The sequence below is a fragment of the Bradyrhizobium sp. AZCC 2176 genome, assembly GCF_036924645.1.
GTDB lineage: Bacteria > Pseudomonadota > Alphaproteobacteria > Rhizobiales > Xanthobacteraceae > Bradyrhizobium.
In genome coordinates this window covers 478,294-503,098 of record NZ_JAZHRX010000001.1, presented here as the reverse complement: position 1 = coordinate 503,098, position 24,805 = coordinate 478,294, and the positions used below count along the sequence as shown (strand labels likewise).

The window sequence follows — 24,805 nt, the reverse complement described above, 5'->3', positions numbered from 1 at the left end:
TCCCGGATCCATTCCGGTGCGGAAGGGTGCTAGGAGATCGCAATGATCTCAAGCTCCTGACCGGACGTACCAACGAGGTCCCCAACAGCTTTGCCCATCAGAAGCCTTGCCACCGGTGATACGAAGGAAATCGAACCGGCCTTGGGGTCCGCTTCGTCTTCTCCAACGATATGATATTTTTGTACGCGCCCATCGTCGCGCCTGAAGGTCACCGTGTTGCCAAAGGCGACAGTGTCAGTCGACGTCGGATTGGGGATGACCTGGGCCGTCCGGACTCTCGCCGCAAAGTAGCGCGCATCACGCAAGGGGGTAGCCGCTTGCCGCCGTCGTTCATTCACGTCTTCGATCGTCTGCGCGGTCTCGTATGCCTCGCGAGCCTGCTGGAGCTGAAATTCCAGAGCCTTTAATCCCGCTTCCGTAACAAGGTTCGGATGCGGTGAAACCGGGCGGTCGGGAAGCAAAGTCTCCGACGCAGTTTCGGCACTATCTTCCTTGGTGAATGCAACGCTCAAGCTGAGAACTCCTCTTAAGCGAGATATGCAAAAAGCGGTCGGCGACAAGAGCGCGGACTCGTCAAAAGGAAATGTAGCGCAGCGCTCAGCGACTTTTGCGTATCATATATCACGGAGCCGAACTGCTGCAGCCTTGCTCCGCCGGCAGTTCCTCGGCATTGGGGTCGCCCGGTGCCGTCGCCCAGGCCAGTTCGACGAGCGTCACGATCCGCCGACCGGCACCGTCAAGCTGGCAAACGATGAGGCCCTGTTCCTCAATGTAGGTCAGCAGACGCCGTGCACGGCGCAACGAATGTGAGCCATAGGCGCGCGCAATCGCTGCATCGCCCGGGCAGGGCCAACCTTCCTTCGCGGCGCGAGCGATCATCATGAAGACGCCCTGCATATCCTCCGGCAGAAGTGAGGCGCGGACCGAAACATCCTGCCACCCGTCATTCTCTGCCATATCGGAGCCGAGCCCGGCGCGGGCGCGTGTCAGCATGCGACGGAAGTCACCCAGGTCCGGCACGGCCGAACCGAGGCCCTCAATTCGGCAGCGGACCACGAACTCCTGATAGAGGACGCCGATGGCGCGGAATCCCGCGTCGGGTTCCGCCATGACGGCGCGCAGAATACGGTCCACTCGCTCACGCCGCTCTGCCAGTTCCTCAGCGCTGAGTGGCTGCTCGACTGTTTCGGGACGGGCCTCCAGCGCCGCTGACTTCGCCGCCATGAGCTGGCCGAGGAGGTCTGGCGGCGACCGGCGCTGGGGCCGATTATTCTCGGGCGGCGGCGCTGCCAGGATGATGGCGCGCGCGTCCGGTGTCGCTTCCGGCAGAGGCATCAGGCGCGGGGTCGCATTGCGCGGCGTGGTCTCCGTTGGACCAATGCGCAGGCCCAGCGGACGGCGGGAGAGGGCTGGTCCCAGCGCCATGAATTGCCCGCGCTCCAGATCCCGGAAGGCCTCTGCCTGTCGCCGCTCCATGCCCAGAAGGTCGGCGGCGCGCGCCATGTCGATATCCAGAAAGGTTCGGCCCATGAGGAAATTGGACGCCTCGGCCGCGACGTTCTTGGCGAGCTTTGCCAGTCGCTGGGTGGCGATGATCCCGGCCAGCCCGCGCTTGCGGCCACGGCACATCAGGTTCGTCATGGCGCCGAGCGAGAGTTTGCGCGCCTCGTCCGAAACCTCGCCGGCGACTGCCGGCGCGAAGAGCTGCGCCTCATCCACCACCACCAGCATCGGGTACCAGTGGTCGCGGGCGACCTCGAAAAGCCCGGCGAGGAAGGCGGCGGCGCGCCGCATCTGGTTCTCGGCGTCGAGCCCCTCGAGGTTGAGCACCGTGGAGACGCGATGGATGCGCGCGCGCTCGCCGGCGACCTGCAGGCCCCGCTCGGTATGGTCCTCGGCATCGATCAGCAGGTGGCCGAAACGGTCCGCAAGTGCCACGAAGTCGCCTTCGGGGTCGATGATGGTCTGCTGCACCCAGGGGGCACTTTGTTCCAGCAGCCGGCGCAGCAGGTGGGATTTGCCGGAGCCTGAATTGCCCTGCACCAGCAGGCGCGTCGCCAGCAGTTCCTCAAGGTCCAGAGTAGCCGGAGCGCCTGCCGTCGTGTGTCCCATCTCGATCGCAACGGTCATGTCTCGACTCAAAGTCTCCTTAGCGGAGGCGGGCTTAACAACCTGATCGCAGCCCGTCGAGCGCCCATGGCCGACCTGCGCATTCATTCCCCGATCTCTTGACACTCGCCGCTCTTGTTCTCATTATGTTCTCTCAGCGAGACCTCTTCGAAACACCACGGGCGAACGGTCGGGATGGCAACGACGGCCACCATCCTCCATGCGGACCTGGATGCTTTCTATGCCTCGGTCGAGCAGTTGCTTGACCCTTCGTTGCGCGGCAAACCCATTGCCGTCGGTGGTGGGGTTGTGCTTGCCGCTTCTTACGAGGCCAAGGCCTTCGGGGTCCGCGGCGGCATGCCGGGACGGCAAGCGTGCGAACTCTGCCCGCAACTCATCTTTGTCGGTGGGCATTTTAGTGAATACCAACGGCTGGGCGACGCCGCCATCAAAGTGATCGGCGATTTCACGCCGCTGGTGGAACGGATTTCCATTGACGAGGCCTTTGCTGACGTTGCGGGTTGCACCCATCTCTTCGGTGCGCCTGCCGAAATTGCGCGGGCAATCCGCCAGCGCGTGCGCACCGAGCTTGGCCTTCCGATCTCGGTCGGTGTGGCGCGCACCAAGCATCTGGCAAAAATTGCCTCGCAAGTGGCCAAGCCCGACGGGCTGGTGGTCGTCGATCCCGACACCGAGCTGAAATTCCTTCACCGCTTGCCCGTCGAGCTGATGTGGGGAGTGGGTCCGGTCACGAAGGCGCGGCTCGCCGAGATAGGCGTGCTGACTATCGGGCAACTGGCAAAGACACCGGGATGGTCGCTTGAGCGGTTGCTCGGTCCCGCGGCAGGAGAGAAACTTGCAGCGCTGGCATGGAATCGCGATCGACGAGAAATCAAGGCTCACCGCCGGGCTCGATCGGCAGGAGCGCAATCGGCAATTGGCAGGAAGCCGGCAGAAGCGCAAGTTTTTCGACCAACCCTGTTCCACCTCGCGGACCGAATCGGCAGCCGGCTCCGCGCTAAATCCAGGCCTGGCCGAACCGTGACGGTCCGCGTTCGCTTCGCCAATCTAAATTCGGTCACCCGGTCGGTAACGCTCGGCGCGCCGATTTCCGCGACCGTGATCCTCGCCGAGATTGCTGAAGATCTTGTGCGCGCGGTCCTCGCAGAACATCCGGATGAGACGACCATCTCGCTCCTGGCGATCTCTGTATCGCATCTCGAAGAGCACTGGGATCTGGAGCTTGAACTTCCGCTTGGACTTCAAGATGAACGCCGCTGTCCCGGCACCAAGATAGGCATGGCACGATCGGCCGCCGACCGTGCCGTCGATAAGATCCGCGATCGCTTCGGATGGGATGCGATTGGATACGGCTCGGTGGCGCTGGGCATGTCTCGTTCCGTTCCCGACGCGTTTCGCGAGCTCGCCGAAAAGGACCTGTAACCGTCACTGCATGCGTCCGAGATGCGTGTTTATGGTGCACCAGGGAGTATCGCGCGACAGGGTCAGGCAAGGACCAAGCCAGCTCACGCTATCGTCGGCGACGCGCTCTGGTTCGCGCTGCCTTCTTGGCTGCGGCAGAGCGGCCAGCAGTGCCTTTTGTCTTTACGGCTTTCTTGGCTGCGGCAGAACGAGCAGAGGCAGTGCGGCGCGAGGCGGCACGCCGCGTTTGTTTCGACAGCGCCGCGCGCGATGCCGTGCTGCGCGGTTCGCCCTTAAGGACCCGCGACACGGCGCGCGAGACGCGCGGCCTGCGTCGGGGCTTTCGCTTGCCCTGGCCTGCCTCATAGGCGTATTCGGCGCTCTTGCGGGTGCTCGCCTTGGCCTTCCCTTTCCGTGGCGGGCGAAGAGCAACGCCTGCGCGCCTCGCTTTGGATAGGCCAATGGCAATGGCCTGCTGCGGCGACCTCGCCCCATGTTCGCCGCGGCGAACCTTGCGGATCTCCTCATGCACGAATTCGCCCGCCTGAGTGGTGGTTGATTTGCCCGCGCGCTTGTCCTGCCGGGCTTTCTTCACCGTTCGTCGCTCTGGCATGACTATTCCTCCATAGTGCCCTCAAGAGTAACGCCGTACCTCGCAAAAGGTCCCCTGACGCCGGCCTTGCGCAGGGTTTACGATCAGATGCCGGAGCTGCGGCTCGACCTGTCGGAAAGATCATCGGCGGCCTTGCCGCTGGCTCCACTGCATTTGGAACTGGTGCACGTCCTGAACATTATGCCTTCAATGAATTTTCCAGCGGGTCACAACTTTGGTTGGCTCGCATGACAAGGTCTAATTCCATGTATTTCCGGCTGGAACGCTCGTGCGTGGTTTTTGTCCTTTGCGCCTGCGTGGTTCTGATCTCAGTGGCGGATGCTCGATCTGGGGAATTTCATGCCAGGCAATCGGTTGCCGGCGACGGCCATCAAGGCGGGTTGTTATTTCATGGGAATTATTGTGGCCCGGGTAGTAGGCCAGGAACTCGGCCTGTTGATGCGTTAGACGCTGCCTGTATGCGTCACGATGCGTGCGGGCGCTTCAATGCTCTCCCGAGCTGCGCTTGCAATGCAAGACTTCAATATGAGGCAGCAGCAGTCGCGCAGGATCCTGCACAACGGCCGGATATTCAATTCTTGGCTTCCATCACGGCGGCCGGTGCCGGCTTATTGCTGTGTCAGCCCCCTTCACAAATGTCTCACGATCCGCCGATCGGCCAACCGGCGCAGGGCAGCCGATCGACATTCGCTTTCCCGCCGACTGACCCATATCAACCAAATCGATCACGGAAATGGAGACGCCCTCCAGGATATAACCATCCGATACGCTGAAATGGTCTTTGTGTTCTCTGACCGAAGTTTGGCAGTCCCCGCTGTTGGAACCGGATGCCGTTTGCAGACTTCAATATACATCTGCGACACAACGGCAAAAGGTGGACCATCATGGCTACATGCGAAACCTGCGGCAACGACTACGACAAGGCGTTTCAGGTCACGATGAGCGGCAAGGCGCATACCTTTGATAGCTTCGAATGCGCCATTCATGCGCTCGCGCCAACCTGCGATCATTGCGGAATCCGCATCGTCGGGCATGGCCTGGAGAAGGGGGGCACATTTTATTGTTGCGAGCATTGCGCCGAAGGCGAAGGCGTTAAGGGTCTACGCGACCGAATCTAGCCCCGGCAAGTTATGTGGGGTCGGGCGCGTTTACTGGCCTCTCAGCATGGTCTGGATGATTTCCTCGACCGCACGCGGTGAAATTCCAAGCTGTTCAAATCCCGGCATCTCCGGCGACTGCAGATTGTCGACTTGCATAAGCGCTACTTGATGACGAGTAATTGGCGGCCTCGGCAATATTGCCAAAATCCGCGACAATGCATGCCATGCGGCGAAGGGAACGGGAAGAAGCATAGGTTTAACTCCGGCTTCGCGCGCGAGGGTGCTGACGAGCTCCTTGTAAGAATAGACGCGCGGGCCGCCGCACTCGAAGGTGGCACCCGTTTCAGACCCTTGCATTACCTGCGCAATGGCTTCTCCCACGTCCTCTACGTAGGCCGGCTGCAATCTCGTCAGTCCTTGCCCGAACACTGGATAAACGGGGAAGCGCCGGAGGAGCGCGATTATAGTGGTAATGAACGTATCATCCGGGCCGAACATTACCGCCGGACGAACGACGATCGCGCCGGCAAATGCTGCGCGGACTGCCGCCTCGCCCTCGCCGCGTTTGCGGATATAGAGCGATGACGAGGTCGCGTCGGAGCCGATTCCAGAAATGTGTATGAGCCGCTCGACTCCAGCTTGTTGCGCCTGCGCCGCTATGCGGCGAGCAGCTTCGACATGTACGGAATGGAACGTCTCCCGTCCACGCTCGACATAAAGACTAACTGCATTCACCACGCCATAAGCGCCGGCAACAACTCTAGCGATTGACGGCTCGCTGTGTATGTTCGCTTCGATCGATTCAATACGGGAATCGTTGGACCCAAACAGCTCCCGGCCTCGATCGGGACGTCTCGACGCAACACGAACGGAAAACTCGCGCCTGCGTAGATGCCAGACTGCTCGGCGTCCAAGAAAGCCGGTCCCGCCAAACACGACGACAAGTTTATCTGTCTGGATGCGACCGTTCACATTCTCCATCGACCCGACGGTTGTTGGCTACGCCACCCCGATATCGCGTACCCTATGTGCTTGCTGGCGACCATCGGTCGCACGAGCAATCTCATCTGTCGACTGATGGTGACCCTCGTCCGCCTTGCCGGTCTGCGAGTTCGCCGGTAGCTGCAGGACGCTCGCGCGCTGACCCTCTCTGAGCCTCGTCACGAGGATGATCCTGCCGTTGGCAAGCTCGAGGGCGTCATGATGTACGTGCGGCTGGCGGGGGTCGACCCATCGAAACCGGGCAAGCCGTTCGCCTTGCATGCCAAACCCGAAGCTCGGCAGGAGGGGAGCGAAGGCATGAACGGTCTCGATCTCGCGCTCGAAAACGAGTTCGGTGCCCGGGAGAAGGCATACCGCCACTCCCGGCTCGCCGACCGCCGCGAAGCCTCGCGTTTCGGTCCCTGGAAATCGGGTTGAAATTAATCGGTCGCCCGCCTTGGCGGCCCGAGATCTGACAGCGTGAAGACTATAGTCGCACATCGCGTATTCTCCCTGGAAGACGGATAACAAACGTCGCCTTGGGAAAAATAGTTCCTCGCATAATCAGACCGGCCAGCCGGAGTAGGCCTCCATTAAGCCGGCCCGGGCAGTATCTTCACCACTCCGCTCGCAGATCCTGACTTGGAAGATGGCGTAGGAAGCTCGCCTAGGTGCGCAAACGCGAGAAATGATCGTTTAGCCGAGTTCAAGCGCGTTTGATGCGCGTTGAAAACGGTCGTCTCGCGCCATAGCGGCGCGCATCTGCCGAAGGACATGGAATCGCTTCAGCAGGTGCTTGCAAATTGTCCGCCGTGGCCGTCATACCTCCGAGGCGCGCCTCCAGAATTGGCGCGCCTCCAAAGCGCCGCTGAACGGGCCTTTACCAGTCTGGGCCGATGCCGAAGCTGAACCCCGGCCCATGAACGCCTATGCCCGGCCTGCGATAGTAGTGGCGATCGTAGTCGTCATAGTATCGCGGAGCTGCATAGTATCCATCTCTGATCACGCGCCGATCACTCCGGGTATTCCAGCAGCGGCCGGCGTCGTCACAGATTACCCGAGCCTGCTGAAGGAGGGGGGAACTGCCTCCGGTTTTAATCTCGTCGGCCGCATATGCATTCGAGGCTATGAGGGCACCGGCGCCGGCGAGCAATGTCAGTGTCAGTTTTCTCATGTCCATCTCCTCTGGGTGCAAACCCTGAAATGGAAACGCCTCAATCAAGATGGCGTTCATTGGGAATCAGTTGCGCTCTATCGGTAGCAGCCATGCATTCCGCGAAAGGCTGAAGGGGTGTGCAATTCGACCTGCTCACGCAATCGCCACTATTTGGCATGGAACCAGTTCGGCAGGCGTCCGTTCGCCAGTGATATCCATTGGCGGAGTTGGCACATGAGCGCGAATGGCCTTGAAACTTTTGACAGATCGATTCACGCGACCAATGTCTGGCTCAAGGAGATTTCAAAGGAGATCGGACCGGATCGTCGATTGGCCTGGCGGGTTCTTGGCGTCGTCCTTCGGGCCTTGCGCGATCGGCTCCGCGCCGAGGACGCGGCGCACCTTGCTGCCCAATTGCCGTTGCTGATTCGTGGGGCGTTCTACGAGCAGTATCGTCCCGGTGTTCAGCCAGACCCGATGCGTTCGCGCGAGGAATTCGTAGCTCGCGTTGCGGATGGCCTTGAAGGCGGAGGAAAGCCTATAAATCCGGAGAAAGCCATCAAGGCCGTATTCTCCGCCATCCAGCGCCACGTCGTCGAGGCCGAAACGGCAAAAGTGCGCCACGCATTGCCAGTGGACATCAGGATGCTCTGGCAGCCAAACGCTCGCATCCCCCAGGTCAAGCATGGAGACGGATCAATGAAAGTTGCCGACGTGATGAGTCGAAATGTGCAACTTGCAAGTCCGAACGACACGCTGGGAGAAGTCGCCAAGCGGATGACAGCCAAGGATGTGGGCGTGTTGCCTGTCGGAGAGAACGATCGTCTGGTCGGAATGATCACCGATCGCGATATCGTGGCACGGGCTATCGCGCAGGGCAGGGACGGGCAATCGCGTGTCCGCGACGCGATGACCAGGGACATCAAGTACTGCTTTGAAGACGATAGCATCGACGACGTAATTCAAAACATGAGTGATGCACAGGTCAGGCGATTGCCGGTCGTCAATCGAAACAAGCGCCTCGTAGGTATCGTCTCGCTGGCTGACGCCGCGATGAAATACGACCCTGCGGCGACCGGCGCCGCTATGTGCGGCGTAGTTGAACCGGGAGGTTCTCACGTCTCGTCCGCGTAACGGATTACGCTGCTGCGTCCTCAAGGGTTCGCTGACCGCTTGGTGCCATCGGGTGCTGGAGGCCGCTCGGCAGGGTCTGGATTTGGCGATTGGAGAAGGCTCATGGCCGAACAACGTAACGCTGGCAAGATGCGCCGCGCCATTCTCGCTGCCTCTATTCTTGCAATCGGAATTCTCGGAGCCGGAACGGCCGCCTGGCTGAACGGATCGAATGTCTCCACGTGGAGAGAACTGTACTCCTGGTACAATCCCGCGGTTGGCTTTCAATCTGCCGCCCTGCCAGTGGGCTTTGAAGACCTCGTGGATCGCATCAAGCCGACGGTCGTGGGGGTGCGCGCGAAGGTAGAGCAGGACGCCGACGAAGACGAACAGGAACGGCCTTCCGGTCGCGGCGCGCCCCCGAATCGTTCCGATGCGCCGACGGGCGGCCGAGGCACCTCACAGCCCCGTACCACCACCACTCTGGGGTCAGGCTTCTTCATATCATCGGATGGATACGCCATGACGACCAGCCACCTGGTCAGGGGCGGCGAAAAAATTGAGGTGACCACCGACGACGGCAACATTTACCCCGCGAAGCTGGTTGGCGCCGACCCGAAAACGGACCTCGCGCTGCTCAAGATCGACGGCGAAAAGGAATTCCCGGTTGCCCAGATCGCCGACAAGGCGCCTCGGATCGGCGCGCGGGTTCTTGCCGTCGGCAACCCGTTTGGACTCGGCGGGACGGTGACGGCTGGAATTGTCTCGGCCCGCGCACGCAACATCCTTGGTCCCTACAACGACTTCATCCAAATCGATGCGCCGGTCAATCAGGGCAGTTCCGGTGGACCGACCTTCGATGTCAGCGGCAAGGTGATCGGCATCAACAGCGCAATATTTTCGCCGACAGGCGGTTCGGTCGGTGTCGGCTTTGCCATTCCAGCGGAAACAGTGACGACGATCGCGGACAAGCTCAAACAGAACGGGACGGTCTCCCGTGGCTGGATCGGCGTCGAGGTTCAGTCGGTGAGTCCCGACCTCGTGGAGGGTCTCGGTCTCAACAAACCGGTCCACGGCGTCTTGGTCGCCGAAATCCAGCCGGACAGCCCGGCTGCGAACGCCGACATCGCGCCGGGCGACGTCATCACTTCGGTTGCAGGCCAGCCAGCCGGCAATGATCGCGACTTGATAAGGAGGGTCAGCGATATGCCCCCCGGAAAATCGATCGAGCTTGGCCTGATCCGTCAGAACGAACAAAAAAATATCAACGTAACGCTGGGCGAACTTCCGGTTCCTCGCAGTGAGAGCCGCTCGGTTGCTGAAAAATCGGAATCACCGACGCCAGATGGCGATAAGCCAAACGTCGGACTGACGCTGATGCCTGCAGACGACATTGGTCCCGGCGTCCGAGGTGTCATCGTCGCCGATCTTGATCCCGGAGGTATTGCGGCTGAGAGCGGACTTTCGACCGGGGATGTTATTGTCGACGTAGGCGGCAACGCCGTGAAGACTCCTGTCGACTTCTACAAGGCGTTGACCGAAGTTCAAAGTAAAGGCAAGCGCATCGCATTGGCGCGGGTAAAGTCAAACGAAACAACCCGATTTGTTGCTATTCCCGTCAGTTGACGGATTGCACATCGTGCGGGGGCACACGACTGAGAGACGGAGGCCCAGCGGAACAGACGGTGACACATGATGGCTACGCTTGTCTCAAATGAATTTCGAACCAGCGGCTCGCCAAGCCCACGACTTGCTCGAGCGCGCCCGGCTCCTCGAAAAGGTGGCTCGCGCCCGGCACAATGCTGAGCTGCTTTTCAGCAGGCAGTAGTTCAAGCGCGCAGCGGTTAAGCGCCAGTACATCGGTGTCCGCACCGCCCACGATCAGAAGCGTAGGTGCGTTGACCCGGCGCAGCCGATCGCCAGCAAGATCTGGCCGGCCGCCGCGCGAGACAACAGCGTAGATTGGCTGCGGCGAATCCGCCGCGGCGACGAGGGCGGCGCCGGCGCCGGTGCTGGCGCCGAAATACCCGATGCGGGATTTGCGCAGGTCTTCGCGCTGGCCAAGCCACTCTGTTGCCGCACGCAGGCGGTCCGCGAGCAGACCGATATCGAACACGTTGGTGCGATCCTGCGCCTCCGCATCGGTCAGCAGATCAAGCAGCAATGTACCGAAACCGGATTTCTGCAGGACGCGGGCTACGAACTGGTTCCGTGGACTGTCCCGCCCGCTGCCGCTGCCATGCGCAAACAACACCATCCCATGGTCCGCTTGCGGTGCAGCCAGATAGCCGCTCAGCCCGAAAGGTCCAACCGTGACCTCTCGTCCAACCAATGAGCTTCGCCCCGTCAACGGATCAAATCGTGGCATCGATAGTTATTCCATTGACATTATCGGCAACGCGATGGGCGCGGACGGCGTTCCATCAGGAACTCCCTCATACGCGCGGGGCATCTTGCCGGGAGGGTGCTCAAATGCCTGAAAAGCAAAATCCAACAGGTCGACATTCGGATGGTCCCCGAACCTATCCCGGCGAGAAGGCACGGCAGGGCGAGATCATCCTGCGCAAGCCGTGGATGCGTGCGGTTTTCATAGCCGGCCTTGCGGGCTGCGTTCTTCTGGCCCTGGGCATTCGGATTGCTGGAGGGCTCTGATGGAATACCGGGTCATGTTTGCCCTCGAAGCCGGCCGTGGCGAGGGCTTTGATGCAAGTTCGCGAAAGCGTGCAACCGTTCCGAACCAATCTCCGAACTAATCTGCAGGAGTCTGGATATGACATTTGGCCTGAAAAGCTCCGCATTCAGCGATGGCGAACTGATTCCGAAAAAATACACGGCTGATGGCGAAAATCTCTCGCCGCCGCTCGAATGGTCGGACCCGCCCGCGGGCACCAAGAGCTTCGCCTTGATTGTCGAGGATCCCGATGCCCCATCCGGCATGTTCCGGCATTGGGGGCTTTATAACATCATGGGTGAAAGGACGTTGCTGCCGGAGGGCGTCGGTCGTGGTCCGAAAACCGAAAAGCTTGGCAAGGGCATGAACGACTTCGGCGAGCCGCGCTATGGCGGACCCGCCCCGCCGAAGGGCCACGGAACCCATCACTATCACTTCAAGCTCGCGGCACTGGATGTCGAGGAGCTTTCGCGCGCGCCAACGATGCCTATCGCCGACATTTGGAAAGCGGCTGAAAAGCATATGCTTGGTCAAGCCGAACTCGTTGGGACGTACCAGCGGTGACTCCAGGACTTGGTTCCCGACTATCGCTGCCACGGAAAGATTTGCGTCCCGGCACGGGGTTCAGGAACGACATGGATGGCAGCTCGTTGGTGGGATGGAGCCAGTAACTTTGGAAGGAGAAAATCCCGAAGAAGCGAACGCTCTAAGTGCCCCGTCAGTTATTCATTAACTGGCGGGGTCTTGTTTTGATGGCCGCGCGCGGTGCCTCGAGCCTTCGTTCGGGGAACCGGTTTCCGGCCCGCGTGGTTAGGCCTGACTGGACCGCATGCCCGATCGCTTGAGGTGCTGCGTTGGATGCACAAACCCAGGAGCGTGGGCCGTCCGCGGACACGACGCGACAGCCTGAACGCCGGCCGCAACAGACGCCTGAACTCGCGCGCGGCGCTGAAGCCGAGCAAGCGGAGTCATCTCCCGGCAAGCCGTCGTGGCGGGAACGGCTGCGCGAGCATTGGATCCCGGCAAGCCTGGCGGCATGCCTGCTGTTGATCGCGCTGATCGGCGGCGTTGCGTACTGGCTGCAGGCCCGCCATTTCGAATCGACCGACGATGCGTTTGTAGCTGCGCGCAGCTTTTCGGTCGCGCCGAAGGTGAGCGGCTATGTTGCCGCAGTGCCCGTCACCGATAACCAGCATGTCAATGCAGGCGATCTGCTGGCTCGCATTGACGATCGCGACTACCGGATCGCCGTCGACCAGGCGCAAGCGCAGGTCGCAGTCGCGCAAGCCAACGTCGCCAATATCGACGCGCAGATCGACAGCCAACAGGCACAAATCGATCAGGCCAGGGCGCAGCTCAAACAGGCCGAGGCGCAGCTTCAATTTGCGCGAGAGGAGGCCGATCGCGCCGGGGATCTCGTTCAGAAAGGCGCCGGCACGGTTCAGCGCGCCCAACAGACAAAGTCAGATCTCGAAGCCCAGCAGGCCAACGCCAGCCGCGCCAAGGCGGCCGTGATTGGCGCGGAGCTGGGATTGAAAGTGCTGCAAACCCAGCACAAGAGCGCGGAAGCATCAAAACAGCAAGCGGACGCCCAGCTCGATCAGGCCAAGCTCAATTTGCAATACACCAATGTCCAGGCGGCTCAATCCGGCCGTGTCGTCAAGCTGAGCGGAGCGAAGGGCACCTTCGCGACCGCGGGACAAAGCTTGATGATGTTCGTGCCGGATGAAGTCTGGATCACGGCCAATTACAAGGAGACACAGCTCGCCGATATGCGCCCCGGTCAGTCGGTTGAGATCAGGATCGATGCCTATCCTGGTCGCAAACTTAAGGGGCACGTGGATTCGGTGCAGCCTGGTTCGGGCACGGCCTTCAGCCTGTTGCCTGCGGAAAATGCCACCGGCAATTTCGTGAAGGTCGTGCAGCGTGTTCCGGTCAAGATCGTGGTCGACGACTGGCCGTCCGATATTCCGGTCGGCCCGGGCATGTCGGTCGTGCCCTGGACCAGGGTGCGATGACAGACGTCGCGGATGGAACGAGCTCCTCCTGGTCGCCAGAACGTTCCGCGGCCGGCGGACATAATCCCTACCTCATCGCCTTCGTGGTCTCGATCGCAACCTTCATGGAGGTTCTGGACACTACAATTGCCAATGTTGCGTTGCGTCATATCGCCGGCGGATTGGCCGTTGGCATCGACGAGAGCACCTACGTCATTACGAGTTACCTCGTCGCCAACGCGATCGTGTTGTCGATCTCAGGCTGGCTGTCCACGGTTATCGGCCGCAAGCGCTTTTACATGATTTGCGTCGCAACGTTCGCCTTCGCGTCGTTGCTGTGCGGATTTGCCTGGAGCCTGGAATCCCTGGTTCTATTCCGTATCCTGCAGGGACTTGGCGGGGGAGGGATGGCGACCAGTGAGCAGGCGATCCTTGCCGATTCCTTCCCACCGGCCAAGCGCGGCCAGGCATTCGCCATCTATGGCGTGGCGGTCGTGGTCGCCCCGGTCATAGGTCCGACGCTTGGCGGCTGGATCACCGACACCTATTCCTGGCATTGGGTTTTCCTGATCAACGTTCCGATGGGACTGTTGTCGCTGTTGCTGGTGGGGACGCTGGTTAGCGAGCCCTCCGGCGCCGAGGAGGAGCGGCAAGAGCTCCTGAGGAATGGCTTGCGGGTCGATTATATCGGCTTCGTGCTGGTTGCGATCGGGCTGGGTTCGCTCGAATTCGTCCTTGACCAGGGCCAGCGCAAGGATTGGTTCGGGTCCAACATGATCCTTGGGTTCGCACTTGCCTCGGCGTTCTGTCTACTGGCGCTGATTCCGTGGGAATTGACTCGAAAGGATCCCATTGTCGACATCCGCCTGTTGGGACGCCGCCAGTTTGGTGCCTGCTTCCTGGTGATGCTCGGCACCGGAGCCGTGCTGATTTCGACGACGCAGCTATTGCCGCAACTGCTGCAAACCGAACTCGGATACACTGCGATGCTGGCTGGATTGGCACTCTCGCCCGGTGCGATATTTACGCTGACGTTGATGCCGATCGTCGGAAAGCTGGTCGGCGTCGTGCAGCCAAAATACCTGATCATGACCGGCGCCTGTATCGTGGCGTTTGCGATGTGGCACCTTACCGGCCTGAACGGCGATATCACCTATGCCTACGCTACGTGGTCGCGCATCTTCCTCGCGCTGGGGCTGCCGTTCCTGTTCCTGCCGGTCACGACGGCGTCCTATGACGGCTTGCCGCCGGACAAGACCAACCAGGCGTCGGCCCTGATCAACGTCGCCCGCAACATCGGGGGATCGATGGGAGTCGCGTTGGCGCAGACCGTTCTGGCGCAGCGTCAGCAATTCCATCAGAGCCACCTGATCGAACACATTGCGCCGTCCGACATCGGCTACCAGCAGACCATCGATGCGGTGACGCGCTATTTCAGTTCGCAAGGCTCGAACGCCTCCGAGGCTGCGTCACAGGCGATTGCCTGGGTGGGACAAACGTTGCAGCGGCAGGTCGATTTCCTCGCCTATATCGATGTGTTTTGGACGCTGACAATAATCGGTGCTTTGATGATTCCACTCGCACTTGTCATCAAGCCCATCGACTTGAGCGCGCCAGCGAAAGGGCATTAGGTGAGACTCCAAATAGCTCCGGCGGCGAAGCTTCGAGCTGAAAAGCGGTTAAAATGTCAGCTCGCGGCCTTGTTGAGGCTTTCAACCTTATCTGCGTTTTCGCAGTTGAACACGACCGATCGCCGCCAGGATAAACCCGCGCGGAAACAGCCGGAGCAGAAACGGAACAATCTTCATGCCGAAACCGGGCAGCACGGCGCGCTTGTTGGCCATCAGCCCGCGATACCCTGCCCGGGCGACATCCGATGCGGAGACGTTCAGGATTTCATGCTCAATTCCGGGCTTAATTCCGGCCCGCGCCTGAAATTCCGTCGACACCGATCCGGGACAAAGCGTCGTCACGCGCACTCCGTGCGGAGCGAGCTCCTGGCGCAGCGCTTCGCTGAACGACAGGACATAAGCCTTCGACGCATAATACACAGCCATCCCGGGGCCCGGCAGAAAGCCCGCAAGCGAACCGAGATTTAGGATACCGCCGCGATGCCGGATCAGACTGTCGGAGAACCGTAACGACAAATCGGTCAAGGCGAGGATGTTGACGGCGATGATGCCGAGTTGCTCCGCCCGGTCGAGTTCGATCGCATGGCCGAACAGACCGAATCCCGCATTGTTGACGACGAACTCAACCTCCACATCTTTGGCGGCCAACGCGTCGGCAATTTTGTCGCAGGCATCGGGGTGTTCGAGATCGCAAGGGATCAAAACAGGCACCGTGCCGCCGCCGGCGACGATTTCGTTCGCCAACCTCGTGAGGCTATCCCCGCATCGGTCAACCAAGGCCAGTCGATGGCCCTTCGATGCGAAAAGGCGCGCCAGTTCGATACCTATTCCCGCCGATGCACCGGTAATCAGCGTCACTCGATCGGTCATGCAGTACGCTCTCAGACGGGATAAAGGTCTGTCGGTTATGATGAGCCTGCGGCTATTCTTTGGATATTCCCCCTGCGAACGGGGGACAATGATCTTTAGACGCGGATCTTTGGACGCGGCGGCCGTGAGGCAGTTTCAGTCGGCGGGCTACGCCACAATTTTCGAAAATAATATAGATTACGAAAATGATTGCGGTCGACTTTCGACCATGGTAACATTTCTGCCGATTCCATTGGCCTGCGCGATGCAGGGAACGCCGAGTGAATATTCAAATCGTCAAACCGCGCAAAGAGTTCGGCAATACGGTTGCCGCCGACGTCACTCATCGGCTGCGCGAAGAGATCATTAGCTGCCGGCTCAAGCCTGGCGAACCGCTGAAATTCGAGCCCCTGCGCGCCAGCTTCGGCGCCAGTTTCACGACTTTGCGAGAGGCCCTGATGTCGCTCGTTGCGGATGGGCTTGTCGTCATGGAGGGGCAGCGCGGCTTCCACGTTGCGCCGGCGACGATCGATGATCTCCTGGATGTCACCAATGCGAGAGTCTTGATCGAGATTAACGTGCTGCGCCAGTCAATCGACAAAGGCGATGACGAATGGGAAATTGAGATGATGTCGGCCTTGCACCGGCTGAACAAGATAGAAGAGCGCCTGTCCGGTTCGCCGGCCGATGATCCCAAGTGGAGAACTGCACACAAGGAGTTTCATCATGCCCTTGTGTCCGCGTGCGGTTCGCCGACATTGCTGTCGATTCGAAGCTCCCTGTATGACCGGTCGGAGCGCTATCGCAGCCTGTCGGCCGCGTATCGGCCCGTCAGTCGAAACAAGGCGGGAGAACATCGCGCGCTGATGCTCGCGGCAAGAAACCGCGATGCGGATCAGGCCGTCGCGCTGATCGAGAGGCACATCCGCAGCACGACGGACAATGTCGTCAAATATGCGAAAGACGTTCTCGGTCCCGTCAAGTAGCTACTTCCTGGCGACGAGCCATCGCTCGCCCTGCCGGCGGCAGGTGGGCCGGCGGTAAACGCCTTCGCAGCTCCGCGCCCATTCAATCAACGTCTGATCCGCGGCATGCTCCGTCGGGTAATACCCCGCGTCGGCGCGGGCTCAAAATCGTGGGCGACGTCACGTGTCAGGCTTTTACAGGGTTTCCTCCAAGTGGCATTTTTGGGGGAGGAGAGGTGCGCGCTCGCCTTCGCCCACGGCCCTACGTCTGGCATATAATTTTCGAAATAATAGTAATTTTCCGTAAATAGGCGATATTCGAGGCCGCGGCGATGGGCGCGCTGCAAAGCCCTAGCCTCGGCTAATGCGCCACAGCGCTGGGATTCGTCAATTCAAGGCCTACGAAAAATTTTCGAAAATCGTTGAGTCCGGGCGGCAAATGCGATAGGCGGTGTAGATAACAGAAACGGCTTTGCTGGGAGATGGTGATGTCGCACCTCGTTCACGCCCTAGGGCACATCAAAATCAACGCCACGGATACTGATGGAGTCGTCCGCGACGCCACCGAAATCCTGGGGCTGCATGTCAAGCACAGGGACGATCAACAGGTGTGGCTTAGTTCGAACGGGCGGGCCGCCGAACTGGTTCTTGTGAAGTCCGACGAAAATTCCGCCCACACGATCGGCCTCGAGGCCCTGACGGCTGACGCCGTGCGCGAAGCGGAGACGCGCATCGAGGCCGCGGGCTGCCGGATCCTTTCACGCCAGCCGAGCCTGGCGTGCATCAAGGCCGGCGTGACCTTCGCTACCCCCGAAGGCCTCCGCTTCGAAATTCATACGCCGATCCGCAACGGGATTTACGACCGGCGTCATCCCACGCATGGCGTCGGCCCGAGCCGGATGGACCACGCGAACCTGATCTCGCCCGACCCCGAGGCCACGCGCAGGCAGTTGAGCGCCATTGGTGGAATGAAGCTTTCGGAGCGGATGGTGAACGACAGCCTTAGCTGGATGTATGGCGGCAACCGCCAGCATCACATCCTGGGCATCGTGAAGGGTGAGGTCGGGCTCCATCACTATTCCTTCGAACTGTTCGAGTTCAACGACTATCTGAAGCTTGGCGATCTGCTCGATCGCTTCGACAGGCAGATGTTGTGGGGCCCCGGTCGACACCGCCCCGGCGACAACACTTACGCCTACTACACCGATGTCAGCGGCGCGATGATCGAGTGCTCGGCGCAGATGGCGCTGATTGCAGACGACGATGGCTTCGTCCCGAACGTCATTACCAATCTGGCGCGTCCCGACAACGTCCGCTGCTTGAATGTGTGGGGTACGCCGGCCCCGCTGGAATGGAGGGAATACCGCTTCCCGTTCGCGAAGATTGCCTGAATGTCGCGGCTCTCGTTCCGCTCCTTAGGGGCGGTTCCGCCAATGCGCGCCTGACCAAGTTTTCCGGAGATCATCGATGCAAGAGAAGTTATCGTTTTTTTCCGACGGCTTGAAGCTGTCGGCGGTGCTGCACGTGCCCGAAGGGCGCAAGCCGGGTCAACGCTTGCCCGCCTTCGTCGTCCTGCACGGGTTTGTCGGGTCGAAGGATGAGTCCCACGCCGAGATACAGGCGAGAATGCTCGAGAGTATGGGCTACGCGGCCCTTCGGTTCGATTTTCGTTGCTGCGGCGAAAGCGAGGGCGAGCGGGCGCAAGTGCGCTGCTTCGACCAGGTCGCTGACGCGAAGAATGCGCTGACCTTTCTTGCCGGCCGGGAAGAGATCGACCCTGCCAGAATTGGAGTTGTCGGGCACAGCTTCGGGGCCGCGGTTGCGGTCTACTCCGCCGGCATCGACGAACGTTTTGCCTGCGTGATCTCTTCCTGCGGCTGGGGCGACGGGGAACGGAAGTTTCGCGGACAGCACCCGACACCGGAGGCCTGGGAAAAGTTCACGGGCCTTCTGGAGAAAGGCCGCAAGCACAAGAAGGAAACCGGCGAAAGCATGTGGATCTCGCGCTTCGACGCGGTGCCGATTCCGAAGCCTTTGCGCAAAAATCTCTCGCCCAGGGCGATCATGGAGATCCCCGTGGAAACGGCATGGAGCATGTACAATTTCCGCGCGGACGACGTCGTCGCCAATATCGCGCCACGGCCGGTGCTGTTCTTCCACACGGCGAACGACAGCATCACCCCGACGGAGCAATCGATCCGCATGTTCGAGAAGGCCGGCATGCCGGCCGAACTGATGCTGATTACCGGAACGTCGCACTTTCCGCTCTCCGAACAGGACGCACCGCGCACCAAGGCCATGATCAAGGGGTGGCTCGACAAATTCTTTCCTTCGCCGCTCGGGGCGTGGTGACCATGAAACCGACCGGCAGGCGGATCGTCGACAGCGACACGCTTCGCGCCTTTGCCGCGGATCTGCTGCAGGCGGGCGGATTTGCGCCCGACCACGCCGCACAGACGGCTGATCTTTTGGTTTGGGCCAACCTGCGTGGCGCGGATTCTCACGGCGTGCTGCGCATTCCCCGCTACGTGGAGATGGTCGAGCTCGGAATCGTCAATCCCAGGGCCGAGCCGCAGTTCGTCACCGATCTCGGCGTCGTTGCCGTCCTCGACGCCGACCGTGCGCCGGGTGCCGTAGGCATGATGCTGGCGGCGGAAAAGGCAATCGCGTTGGCTTCGAGGAGCGGCATCGGCTGGTGCTCTGCGAAGAACATCACGCATGCCGGCGCCATCGGCTATTACGCGGACAAGGTCGCCCAGGCCGGAATGATTGGCATTGTCATGACGGCATCGAAGCCGCTCATGATTTATTTCGGATCCAGGGCGGAGGGCGTTTCAACGAATCCGATTGCGATCGCCGCGCCGACCGGAAGCCCCGGCCGCCCTGTCTTGCTGGACATGTCCACTGCCGCAGTTGCCCTCGGCAAGATCATGGCGGCAAAAGATGCAGGCAAGGCTATCCCGCCAGGTTGGGGCGTCGACGAGAATGGTGCCGACACCACCGACCCCAAGGCGGTCAAGGCGGTGTTGCCGATGGCCGGCCCCAAAGGTTCGGGCCTCTCGCTGATGATCGAGATCCTGTCCAGCGTCCTTGTTGCCAATCCCATCATCAGCGCGTCCTTGAATGGCGGAGCGGATGCCGGCCTCAATGGTCTCGTCATGGCGATCGATCCGGGGGCATTCGGCTCAAGGGAAGGCTTCACGCGCGCCGTCGATCAACTGTGCCAGGCGATCAAAGGCCTTCCTCCTGCATCGGAGGCTGAACAGGTCTTGCTGCCGGGCGAGCGCGGCCTTGCAGAATTGGAGAAGCGAACACGAGAAGGGATTCCAGTCGCCGCCGGCACATTGTCCCGCCTCGTCGCGCTCGCAGCGAAGCAGTCCGTCCAGGTTCCCGGTTCGCTGATCTGAAGCGCTGCAGACCGGGGCCTCGGCCGTCCGCGCCGCCGAACAGACCTGGGGCAAGGGGCTCACGATCGCGTTTGCCGCGCGCGCCGGACCGGCGGGGAGGCTGAACAGCGGATTGAGCGGCTCGTCCCAGCCCGATTGCGCCATCACGCGTGCCGCCGCGGCGATGCTGCCGATAAGACTGGTTTTGGCTTGTTGCCCACGCCAGCGCGATGCAAACGGCGGCGACAATGACGGCGGGGCTAAGAGTGAGCGTGGCCAGCGCTGTGACGGACTTTCCCAATTCTGGCTTCATCGCGTTGCCTCGTCGCTTTCAAAGCAAGCATTCGCGTGCCGGTGCGCACGGCGAATGCTCGGTGAGAGATCTGCTCAAAAGGATTGTCGGTTTTATTGAGAGTACGAAGAGACGTGCATGCGCTTATCGGTTCTCAATCAAAGCGGGCACTGGCTCGAAGCGGCCGACTGCCGGCGTTGTTGACCAGCCTCGCGTTCGGACCGTCAACGGAATCGGCACGCGCGCAGCCCGTTGCCTCAGGTCTTGCGAGACTGATCCTGAGGGCTGCTTCTCTATTTGGAAACGACTGCCAAGCTATCAAAATACCAGGGGCATTTTTGATACCAGGGGCATTTTTGGCATTTTTTCAAATGCCCATTGAAGCCATTGAATAACCAAGCGGATTTTGATTCCGCCATTCGGGGCGCGATCCCTCCTGGCCCGGCCAGGCTTTTCGCCGAACCTGGCCTCTTCAACTATTCGGCACCGGAACAATGCACTGTTGGAAAAACGGTGCTATTCAGATGTTTTCAGCGCGTCGTCGAATGGAATGCATCACCACCCAGGCTCCCATGACCCCGTTCTTGTCGCGCTGTCGGTCCTGATCGCCGCGCTTTCCTCCTATACGGCGCTGGATCTCGCGACTCGCATGCGGGCCGCTTCGGGTTCCGCCAGCCTGGGCTGGCTCGGGGCTGCGGCAGTCGCCATGGGCGGCGGCATCTGGTCCATGCATTTCGTGGCCATGCTGGCCTTTAGCCTGCCCGGCGTTGATATCTCCTACGATCCGCTCCTCACGCTCCTCTCGCTTGCGATTCCCATCCTGGTCGCGGCAGCCGCGTTCGTCGTCGTAAGTCGGCGGTCGAACGCGCTCGTCGTTTCCGGCATTGGAATGGGGCTCGCGATTTCCGGCATGCACTACACCGGCATGAGCGCCATGCGGATGGCGGCATCCATCCATTACGATCCCGTCTGGGTCGTGCTTTCCATCGCCATTGCGATCGGAGCGTCCATCATAGCGCTGCGCCTCGCTTTTCACATGACGAGCGTGCTCGAGCGCATATCGGCGGGAGCCGTCATGGGCGTGGCGATTTCCGGGATGCACTACGCCGCCATGCAGGGCTCCTCCTTCGTTCCCGCGGGTGCCGTCCTTGGCCGCGCGGCACACGGCGTGGTGGGACAAGCGCCGCTGGCGTTTCTGATCGCTGGTACCACGATTGTCGTCCTTATCATGGGACTTGCTGCGGCCGTGTACGACCGGTTCTCGGCGGAACGAGCCGGTCGCGAAGCCGAGGCGCTGAGGCGAAGCGAGGAGAGATTCCGGCTGCTGGTGGAGGGTGTGGCCGATCATGCCATCTTCATGCTCGACCCCGAGGGACGGGTGGCGAACTGGAATCTCGGCGCGCGCCGGCTGATCGGCTACGGCGACGAGATCGTTGGAATGCACTACGCCATCCTTCACACCGACGAGGAGCGCGACGCCGGAGTTCCCGATGCCGTGCTTCTGGACGCAAAGCGGGACGGCAAGTCGACAGGCGAAGGCTGGCGCGTGCGCAAGGACGGCAACCGCTTCTGGGCCGAGACGACGATACGGGTGGTGCGGAACGAGCAGGGCGAGACCATAGGCTTCGCCAAGATCGTTCGGGACGTGACGGAACGCCGCCGAGCCCAGGAAGCGCTGGAGCGCACGCGCGACGCGCTCGCAGTATCGCAGAAGATGGAGACTGTCGGACAGCTTACCGGCGGGGTAGCCCACGACTTCAACAACATACTCGCCGTGATCCTGGGCAGCCTCGAACTCGCGAAGAAGCGCCTCCAGCCGGAAGATCCCAGGATTCACCGGCTCCTCGACAACGCGATCCAGGGTGCCCTCCGGGGTGCTTCGCTGACCCAGCGCATGCTTGCGTTCGCTCGCAAGCAGGACCTCAAGCCCGTCGTCGTGAATGTCCCGGAGCTGGTGCGCGGAATGGCAACTCTCTTGAAGCTTGATCCGGGCATCCGGGTCGAAACCGGTTTTCCGATCGAACTCGCAAATGTGAAGGTCGATGCCAACCAGCTGGAGCTCGCGATCCTCAATCTCGCCGTCAATGCGCGGGATGCGATAGCGGTGGGCGGCGGGGTGATCAGCATCGCTGCACGCGAAGAGCCTGCCATCGACGGCCTTGCGGAGGGACGATACGTCGCGCTCTCGGTGAGCGACACCGGATGCGGCATGGACGAGGAGACGCTGAAGCATGCGCAGGAGCCGTTCTTTACGACCAAGGGGGTTGGCAAGGGAACCGGTCTCGGCCTCTCGATGGTGAAAGGGCTAGCCGAACAGTCCGGAGGCGTGCTGCGGCTGAAGAGCCGCATCGGCGAAGGGACCACGGCCGAGATCTGGCTGCCCGCCTGTCAGGACGAAAAGGTGCCGGTGCCCCATCCGGCTGCTGAGCCGTCGCGCTCCGCATCCCGCAGCGGTCGACCGATCTCCGTGTTGGTCGTCGATGATGACCTGCTTGTTCTCGACAGCATCGCTGCGATGCTCGATGATCTCGGCCACGCCGTAATCGAGGCGCGCTCTGGCGAGGAGGCAGTCCGGCTGCTGCCCCGAATGCCGAAGATCGACATCGTGGTGACCGATTACGCCATGCCGGGAATGAACGGACTTCAGCTTGCCGAGGTAGTGGCCGCCGAGCGTCCCGGCACGCCCGTGCTGCTCTGCACAGGATATGCCGAGCTTCCAGGCTCCACGCAGCCTCATCTGCCGCGCATTTCCAAGCCGCTCGATCAGACGGCGCTGGTGGCCGCCATCGAGGAGGCAATGCGCGTACAGGCCAATATGCGCTCGGTTTTGACGTTGCACCCGAAGCGAGCCTAGCTCGCGAGGCCGCGGCCACTTTTCTCTGGCGCTCGCGCCGAGCGATACCGTTCATGCCGCCCGCATGTCATTCCAGTTGTCAGCGAGTGACGCGCTCGACCGCGATGGCGGTCGCTTCGCCGCCGCCGATGCAGAGCGCGGCGACGCCGCGTTTCAGGTTGCGCGCTTCCAGCGCATGCAGCAGCGTCACGATCAATCGCGCGCCGGTGGCGCCGATCGGATGCCCGAGCGCGCAGGCGCCGCCATTGACGTTGAGTTTTTCGCGCGCGATGCCAAGATCTTTCTGCGCCGCCATCGCCACCACCGCGAACGCTTCGTTGATCTCAAACAGGTCAACGTCGCTGACACTCCAGCCGACCTTGTCGAGCAGCTTGCGGATCGCCGGGATTGGCGCGGTGGTGAACCATTGCGGTTCCTGGCTATGGGTAGCGTGGCCCTTGATTTCGGCGAGCACCGGCAGCCCGCCGCGATCGGCGAGCGAGCGCTTGGCCAGAATGAGCGCCGCGGCGCCATCGGCATTCGCGGAGGAGGCGGCCGGCGTGATGGTGCCGTTGGCGCGGAACGCGGGTTTCAATCCGGGAATCTTGCTAGGGTCCACCTTGAGCGGATGCTCATCATTGGCGACGACGCGCGGACCGGCCTTCTCGGCCAGCGTGATCGGCGCGATCTCGGCGTTGAACGCGCCATCCCCGACCGCCTTGCGGGCGCGGGTCAGCGTCTCCATGGCATAAGTATCCTGGTCCTTGCGCGTGAACTGATAGGCCTCCGCGGTGGCCTCGCCAAAGTCGCCCATCGAGCGGCCGGTCTCGTAGGCGTCTTCCAGCCCGTCCATCATCATGTGATCGATGATCCGGTCATGGCCGGCGCGATAGCCACTCCGGGCCTTGGCCAGCAGATAGGGCGCATTGCTCATGCTCTCCATGCCGCCGGACAGCACGATGGCGGCGGAGCCGGCGTTGATGGTGTCGTGCGCCAGCATGGTGGCTTTCATTCCGGAGCCGCAGACCTTGTTGACGGTGGTGGCGCCGGTGGCATCCGGCAGCCCGGCGCCGCGCGCGGCCTGTCGCGCCGGCGCCTGGCCCTGTCTGGCCGGCAGCACATTGCCCATGAAGACCTCGTCAATGCGTTCCGGCGCGAGTTTCGCCCGCTCTCCAGCGCGGCGCCGATCACATGCGCCCCGAGCTTGTGTGCACTGAAGGGCGACAAGTCGCCCATGAACCGGCCAAGCGGCGTGCGGACGGCGGAAAGGATGACGACGGGATCGGGGTTTGCGGACATCACGGGATCTCCTGTTCGGTCGCGGGTTTATTATATGACGATAATCATATATGTTGGGGTTGCAATGGGATGCTGCCGCATTCCGCAAACGGGCGCTGCCTGACGGAACCGCCGGAGGGAGAAAAATAGAACCGGCTGGCGCCTTCGCGTAGTCGATCGGGTGCGACGTCGACTGAGACCCTTCGCGCTGGCCTGCTTGTGCCGATCGATTGCCGCAGGCGCGCCGTCGGCTGCGCGTCGGGGAGGCCGGCCCCCTTTCCTTCTGAGCTACGTCCTTACCGCAAATTCTGGCAGGAGCGCTGACGCAAGAACGAAGGGAATTCGAAAGCCGCTTCGGCACTCGTTGTTTCGTGGAGCTATGTCGGAAGGATTAGTACCAATGATCTGG

20 protein-coding genes and 2 pseudogenes are annotated in these 24,805 nt (G+C 61.4%); 15 read left to right on the top strand and 7 right to left on the bottom strand.

Going from position 1 to position 24,805, the window contains the following annotated elements; translation table 11 throughout:
- Positions 1-29: 29 nt before the first annotated feature.
- Entirely contained in the window at positions 30-512 is a 483-nt protein-coding gene (gene greA, locus V1288_RS02200) for a transcription elongation factor GreA (protein WP_334355520.1), read from the bottom strand.
- A gap of 109 nt (positions 513-621) precedes the next feature.
- Entirely contained in the window at positions 622-2,130 is a 1,509-nt protein-coding gene (locus V1288_RS02195) for an ATP-binding protein (RefSeq protein WP_334361169.1), read from the bottom strand.
- Between the two features lie 174 nt (positions 2,131-2,304).
- Here V1288_RS02195 and dinB point away from each other — a divergent pair, with 174 nt between their 5' ends.
- Positions 2,305-3,552, top strand: a complete 1,248-nt coding sequence (gene dinB / locus V1288_RS02190; RefSeq protein ID WP_334355519.1) for a DNA polymerase IV — start codon at positions 2,305-2,307, stop codon at positions 3,550-3,552.
- A gap of 1,476 nt (positions 3,553-5,028) precedes the next feature.
- Positions 5,029-5,262 (top strand): hypothetical protein, encoded by a 234-nt coding sequence (locus V1288_RS02185; RefSeq protein ID WP_334355518.1) that lies wholly within the window; start codon positions 5,029-5,031, stop codon positions 5,260-5,262.
- A 30-nt stretch (positions 5,263-5,292) separates the two neighbouring features.
- On the opposite strand, the gene V1288_RS02180 is transcribed toward V1288_RS02185, so the two are convergent.
- Positions 5,293-6,225, bottom strand: a complete 933-nt coding sequence (locus tag V1288_RS02180; RefSeq protein WP_334355517.1) for an NAD(P)H-binding protein — start codon at positions 6,223-6,225, stop codon at positions 5,293-5,295.
- Between the two features lie 18 nt (positions 6,226-6,243).
- Positions 6,244-6,726 carry a hypothetical protein gene (locus V1288_RS02175; protein ID WP_334355516.1) on the bottom strand — a complete coding sequence of 161 codons (483 nt, stop codon included), beginning with the start codon at positions 6,724-6,726 and terminating at the stop codon, positions 6,244-6,246.
- Between the two features lie 418 nt (positions 6,727-7,144).
- Here V1288_RS02175 and V1288_RS02170 point away from each other — a divergent pair, with 418 nt between their 5' ends.
- From V1288_RS02170 to V1288_RS02155, 4 genes and pseudogenes are all read left to right on the top strand, one after another.
- Positions 7,145-7,486 carry a hypothetical protein gene (locus V1288_RS02170; protein ID WP_334355515.1) on the top strand — a complete coding sequence of 114 codons (342 nt, stop codon included), beginning with the start codon at positions 7,145-7,147 and terminating at the stop codon, positions 7,484-7,486.
- 129 nt (positions 7,487-7,615) lie between these two features.
- Positions 7,616-8,017, top strand: a pseudogene (locus V1288_RS02165) (DUF2267 domain-containing protein); the annotation flags it as partial.
- 63 nt (positions 8,018-8,080) lie between these two features.
- Positions 8,081-8,515 (top strand): CBS domain-containing protein, encoded by a 435-nt coding sequence (locus V1288_RS02160; protein ID WP_334361168.1) that lies wholly within the window; start codon positions 8,081-8,083, stop codon positions 8,513-8,515.
- 102 nt (positions 8,516-8,617) lie between these two features.
- Entirely contained in the window at positions 8,618-10,120 is a 1,503-nt protein-coding gene (locus tag V1288_RS02155) for a trypsin-like peptidase domain-containing protein (RefSeq protein ID WP_334355514.1), read from the top strand.
- Between the two features lie 73 nt (positions 10,121-10,193).
- Here V1288_RS02155 and V1288_RS02150 read toward each other — a convergent pair whose 3' ends face one another.
- Positions 10,194-10,751, bottom strand: coding sequence for a dienelactone hydrolase family protein (locus V1288_RS02150; protein ID WP_334355513.1), 558 nt, complete (start codon positions 10,749-10,751; stop codon positions 10,194-10,196).
- A gap of 215 nt (positions 10,752-10,966) precedes the next feature.
- On the opposite strand from V1288_RS02150, the gene V1288_RS02145 reads away from it, so the two are divergent.
- From V1288_RS02145 to V1288_RS02130, 4 genes are all read left to right on the top strand, one after another.
- A complete protein-coding gene (locus V1288_RS02145) occupies positions 10,967-11,146 on the top strand; it encodes a hypothetical protein (protein ID WP_334355512.1) in 180 nt (59 codons plus the stop codon).
- 118 nt (positions 11,147-11,264) lie between these two features.
- On the top strand, positions 11,265-11,729 hold the full coding sequence (locus V1288_RS02140; RefSeq protein ID WP_334355511.1) for a YbhB/YbcL family Raf kinase inhibitor-like protein: 465 nt from the start codon (positions 11,265-11,267) through the stop codon (positions 11,727-11,729).
- Positions 11,730-12,019: 290 nt separating this feature from the next.
- On the top strand, positions 12,020-13,183 hold the full coding sequence (locus V1288_RS02135) for an HlyD family secretion protein (protein WP_334355510.1): 1,164 nt from the start codon (positions 12,020-12,022) through the stop codon (positions 13,181-13,183).
- Positions 13,180-14,793: a DHA2 family efflux MFS transporter permease subunit gene (locus tag V1288_RS02130; RefSeq protein WP_334355509.1), complete on the top strand. Its 1,614-nt coding sequence runs from the start codon at positions 13,180-13,182 to the stop codon at positions 14,791-14,793. The genes V1288_RS02135 and V1288_RS02130 overlap by 4 nt, the downstream gene beginning before the upstream one ends.
- An 87-nt stretch (positions 14,794-14,880) precedes the next feature.
- On the opposite strand, the gene V1288_RS02125 is transcribed toward V1288_RS02130, so the two are convergent.
- Positions 14,881-15,663 (bottom strand): SDR family NAD(P)-dependent oxidoreductase, encoded by a 783-nt coding sequence (locus V1288_RS02125; protein ID WP_334355508.1) that lies wholly within the window; start codon positions 15,661-15,663, stop codon positions 14,881-14,883.
- 260 nt (positions 15,664-15,923) lie between these two features.
- Between V1288_RS02125 and V1288_RS02120 the strand changes: the two genes are divergently transcribed.
- The 5 genes from V1288_RS02120 to V1288_RS02100 all read left to right on the top strand — a co-directional run bounded on the left by V1288_RS02120 (position 15,924) and on the right by V1288_RS02100 (position 23,139).
- Positions 15,924-16,628, top strand: coding sequence for a GntR family transcriptional regulator (locus V1288_RS02120; RefSeq protein WP_334355507.1), 705 nt, complete (start codon positions 15,924-15,926; stop codon positions 16,626-16,628).
- Between the two features lie 467 nt (positions 16,629-17,095).
- Positions 17,096-17,998 (top strand): VOC family protein, encoded by a 903-nt coding sequence (locus V1288_RS02115; RefSeq protein WP_334355506.1) that lies wholly within the window; start codon positions 17,096-17,098, stop codon positions 17,996-17,998.
- Positions 17,999-18,074: 76 nt separating this feature from the next.
- Complete coding sequence (locus tag V1288_RS02110; protein ID WP_334355505.1) at positions 18,075-18,959, top strand: alpha/beta hydrolase; 885 nt, start codon at positions 18,075-18,077, stop codon at positions 18,957-18,959.
- Positions 18,960-18,961: 2 nt separating this feature from the next.
- Complete coding sequence (locus tag V1288_RS02105; RefSeq protein ID WP_334361167.1) at positions 18,962-20,014, top strand: Ldh family oxidoreductase; 1,053 nt, start codon at positions 18,962-18,964, stop codon at positions 20,012-20,014.
- 677 nt (positions 20,015-20,691) lie between these two features.
- Positions 20,692-23,139, top strand: coding sequence for an MHYT domain-containing protein (locus V1288_RS02100; protein WP_334355504.1), 2,448 nt, complete (start codon positions 20,692-20,694; stop codon positions 23,137-23,139).
- Between the two features lie 79 nt (positions 23,140-23,218).
- Here V1288_RS02100 and V1288_RS02095 read toward each other — a convergent pair.
- Positions 23,219-24,417: pseudogene (locus V1288_RS02095) on the bottom strand (acetyl-CoA C-acyltransferase).
- Positions 24,418-24,805 lie beyond the last annotated feature (388 nt).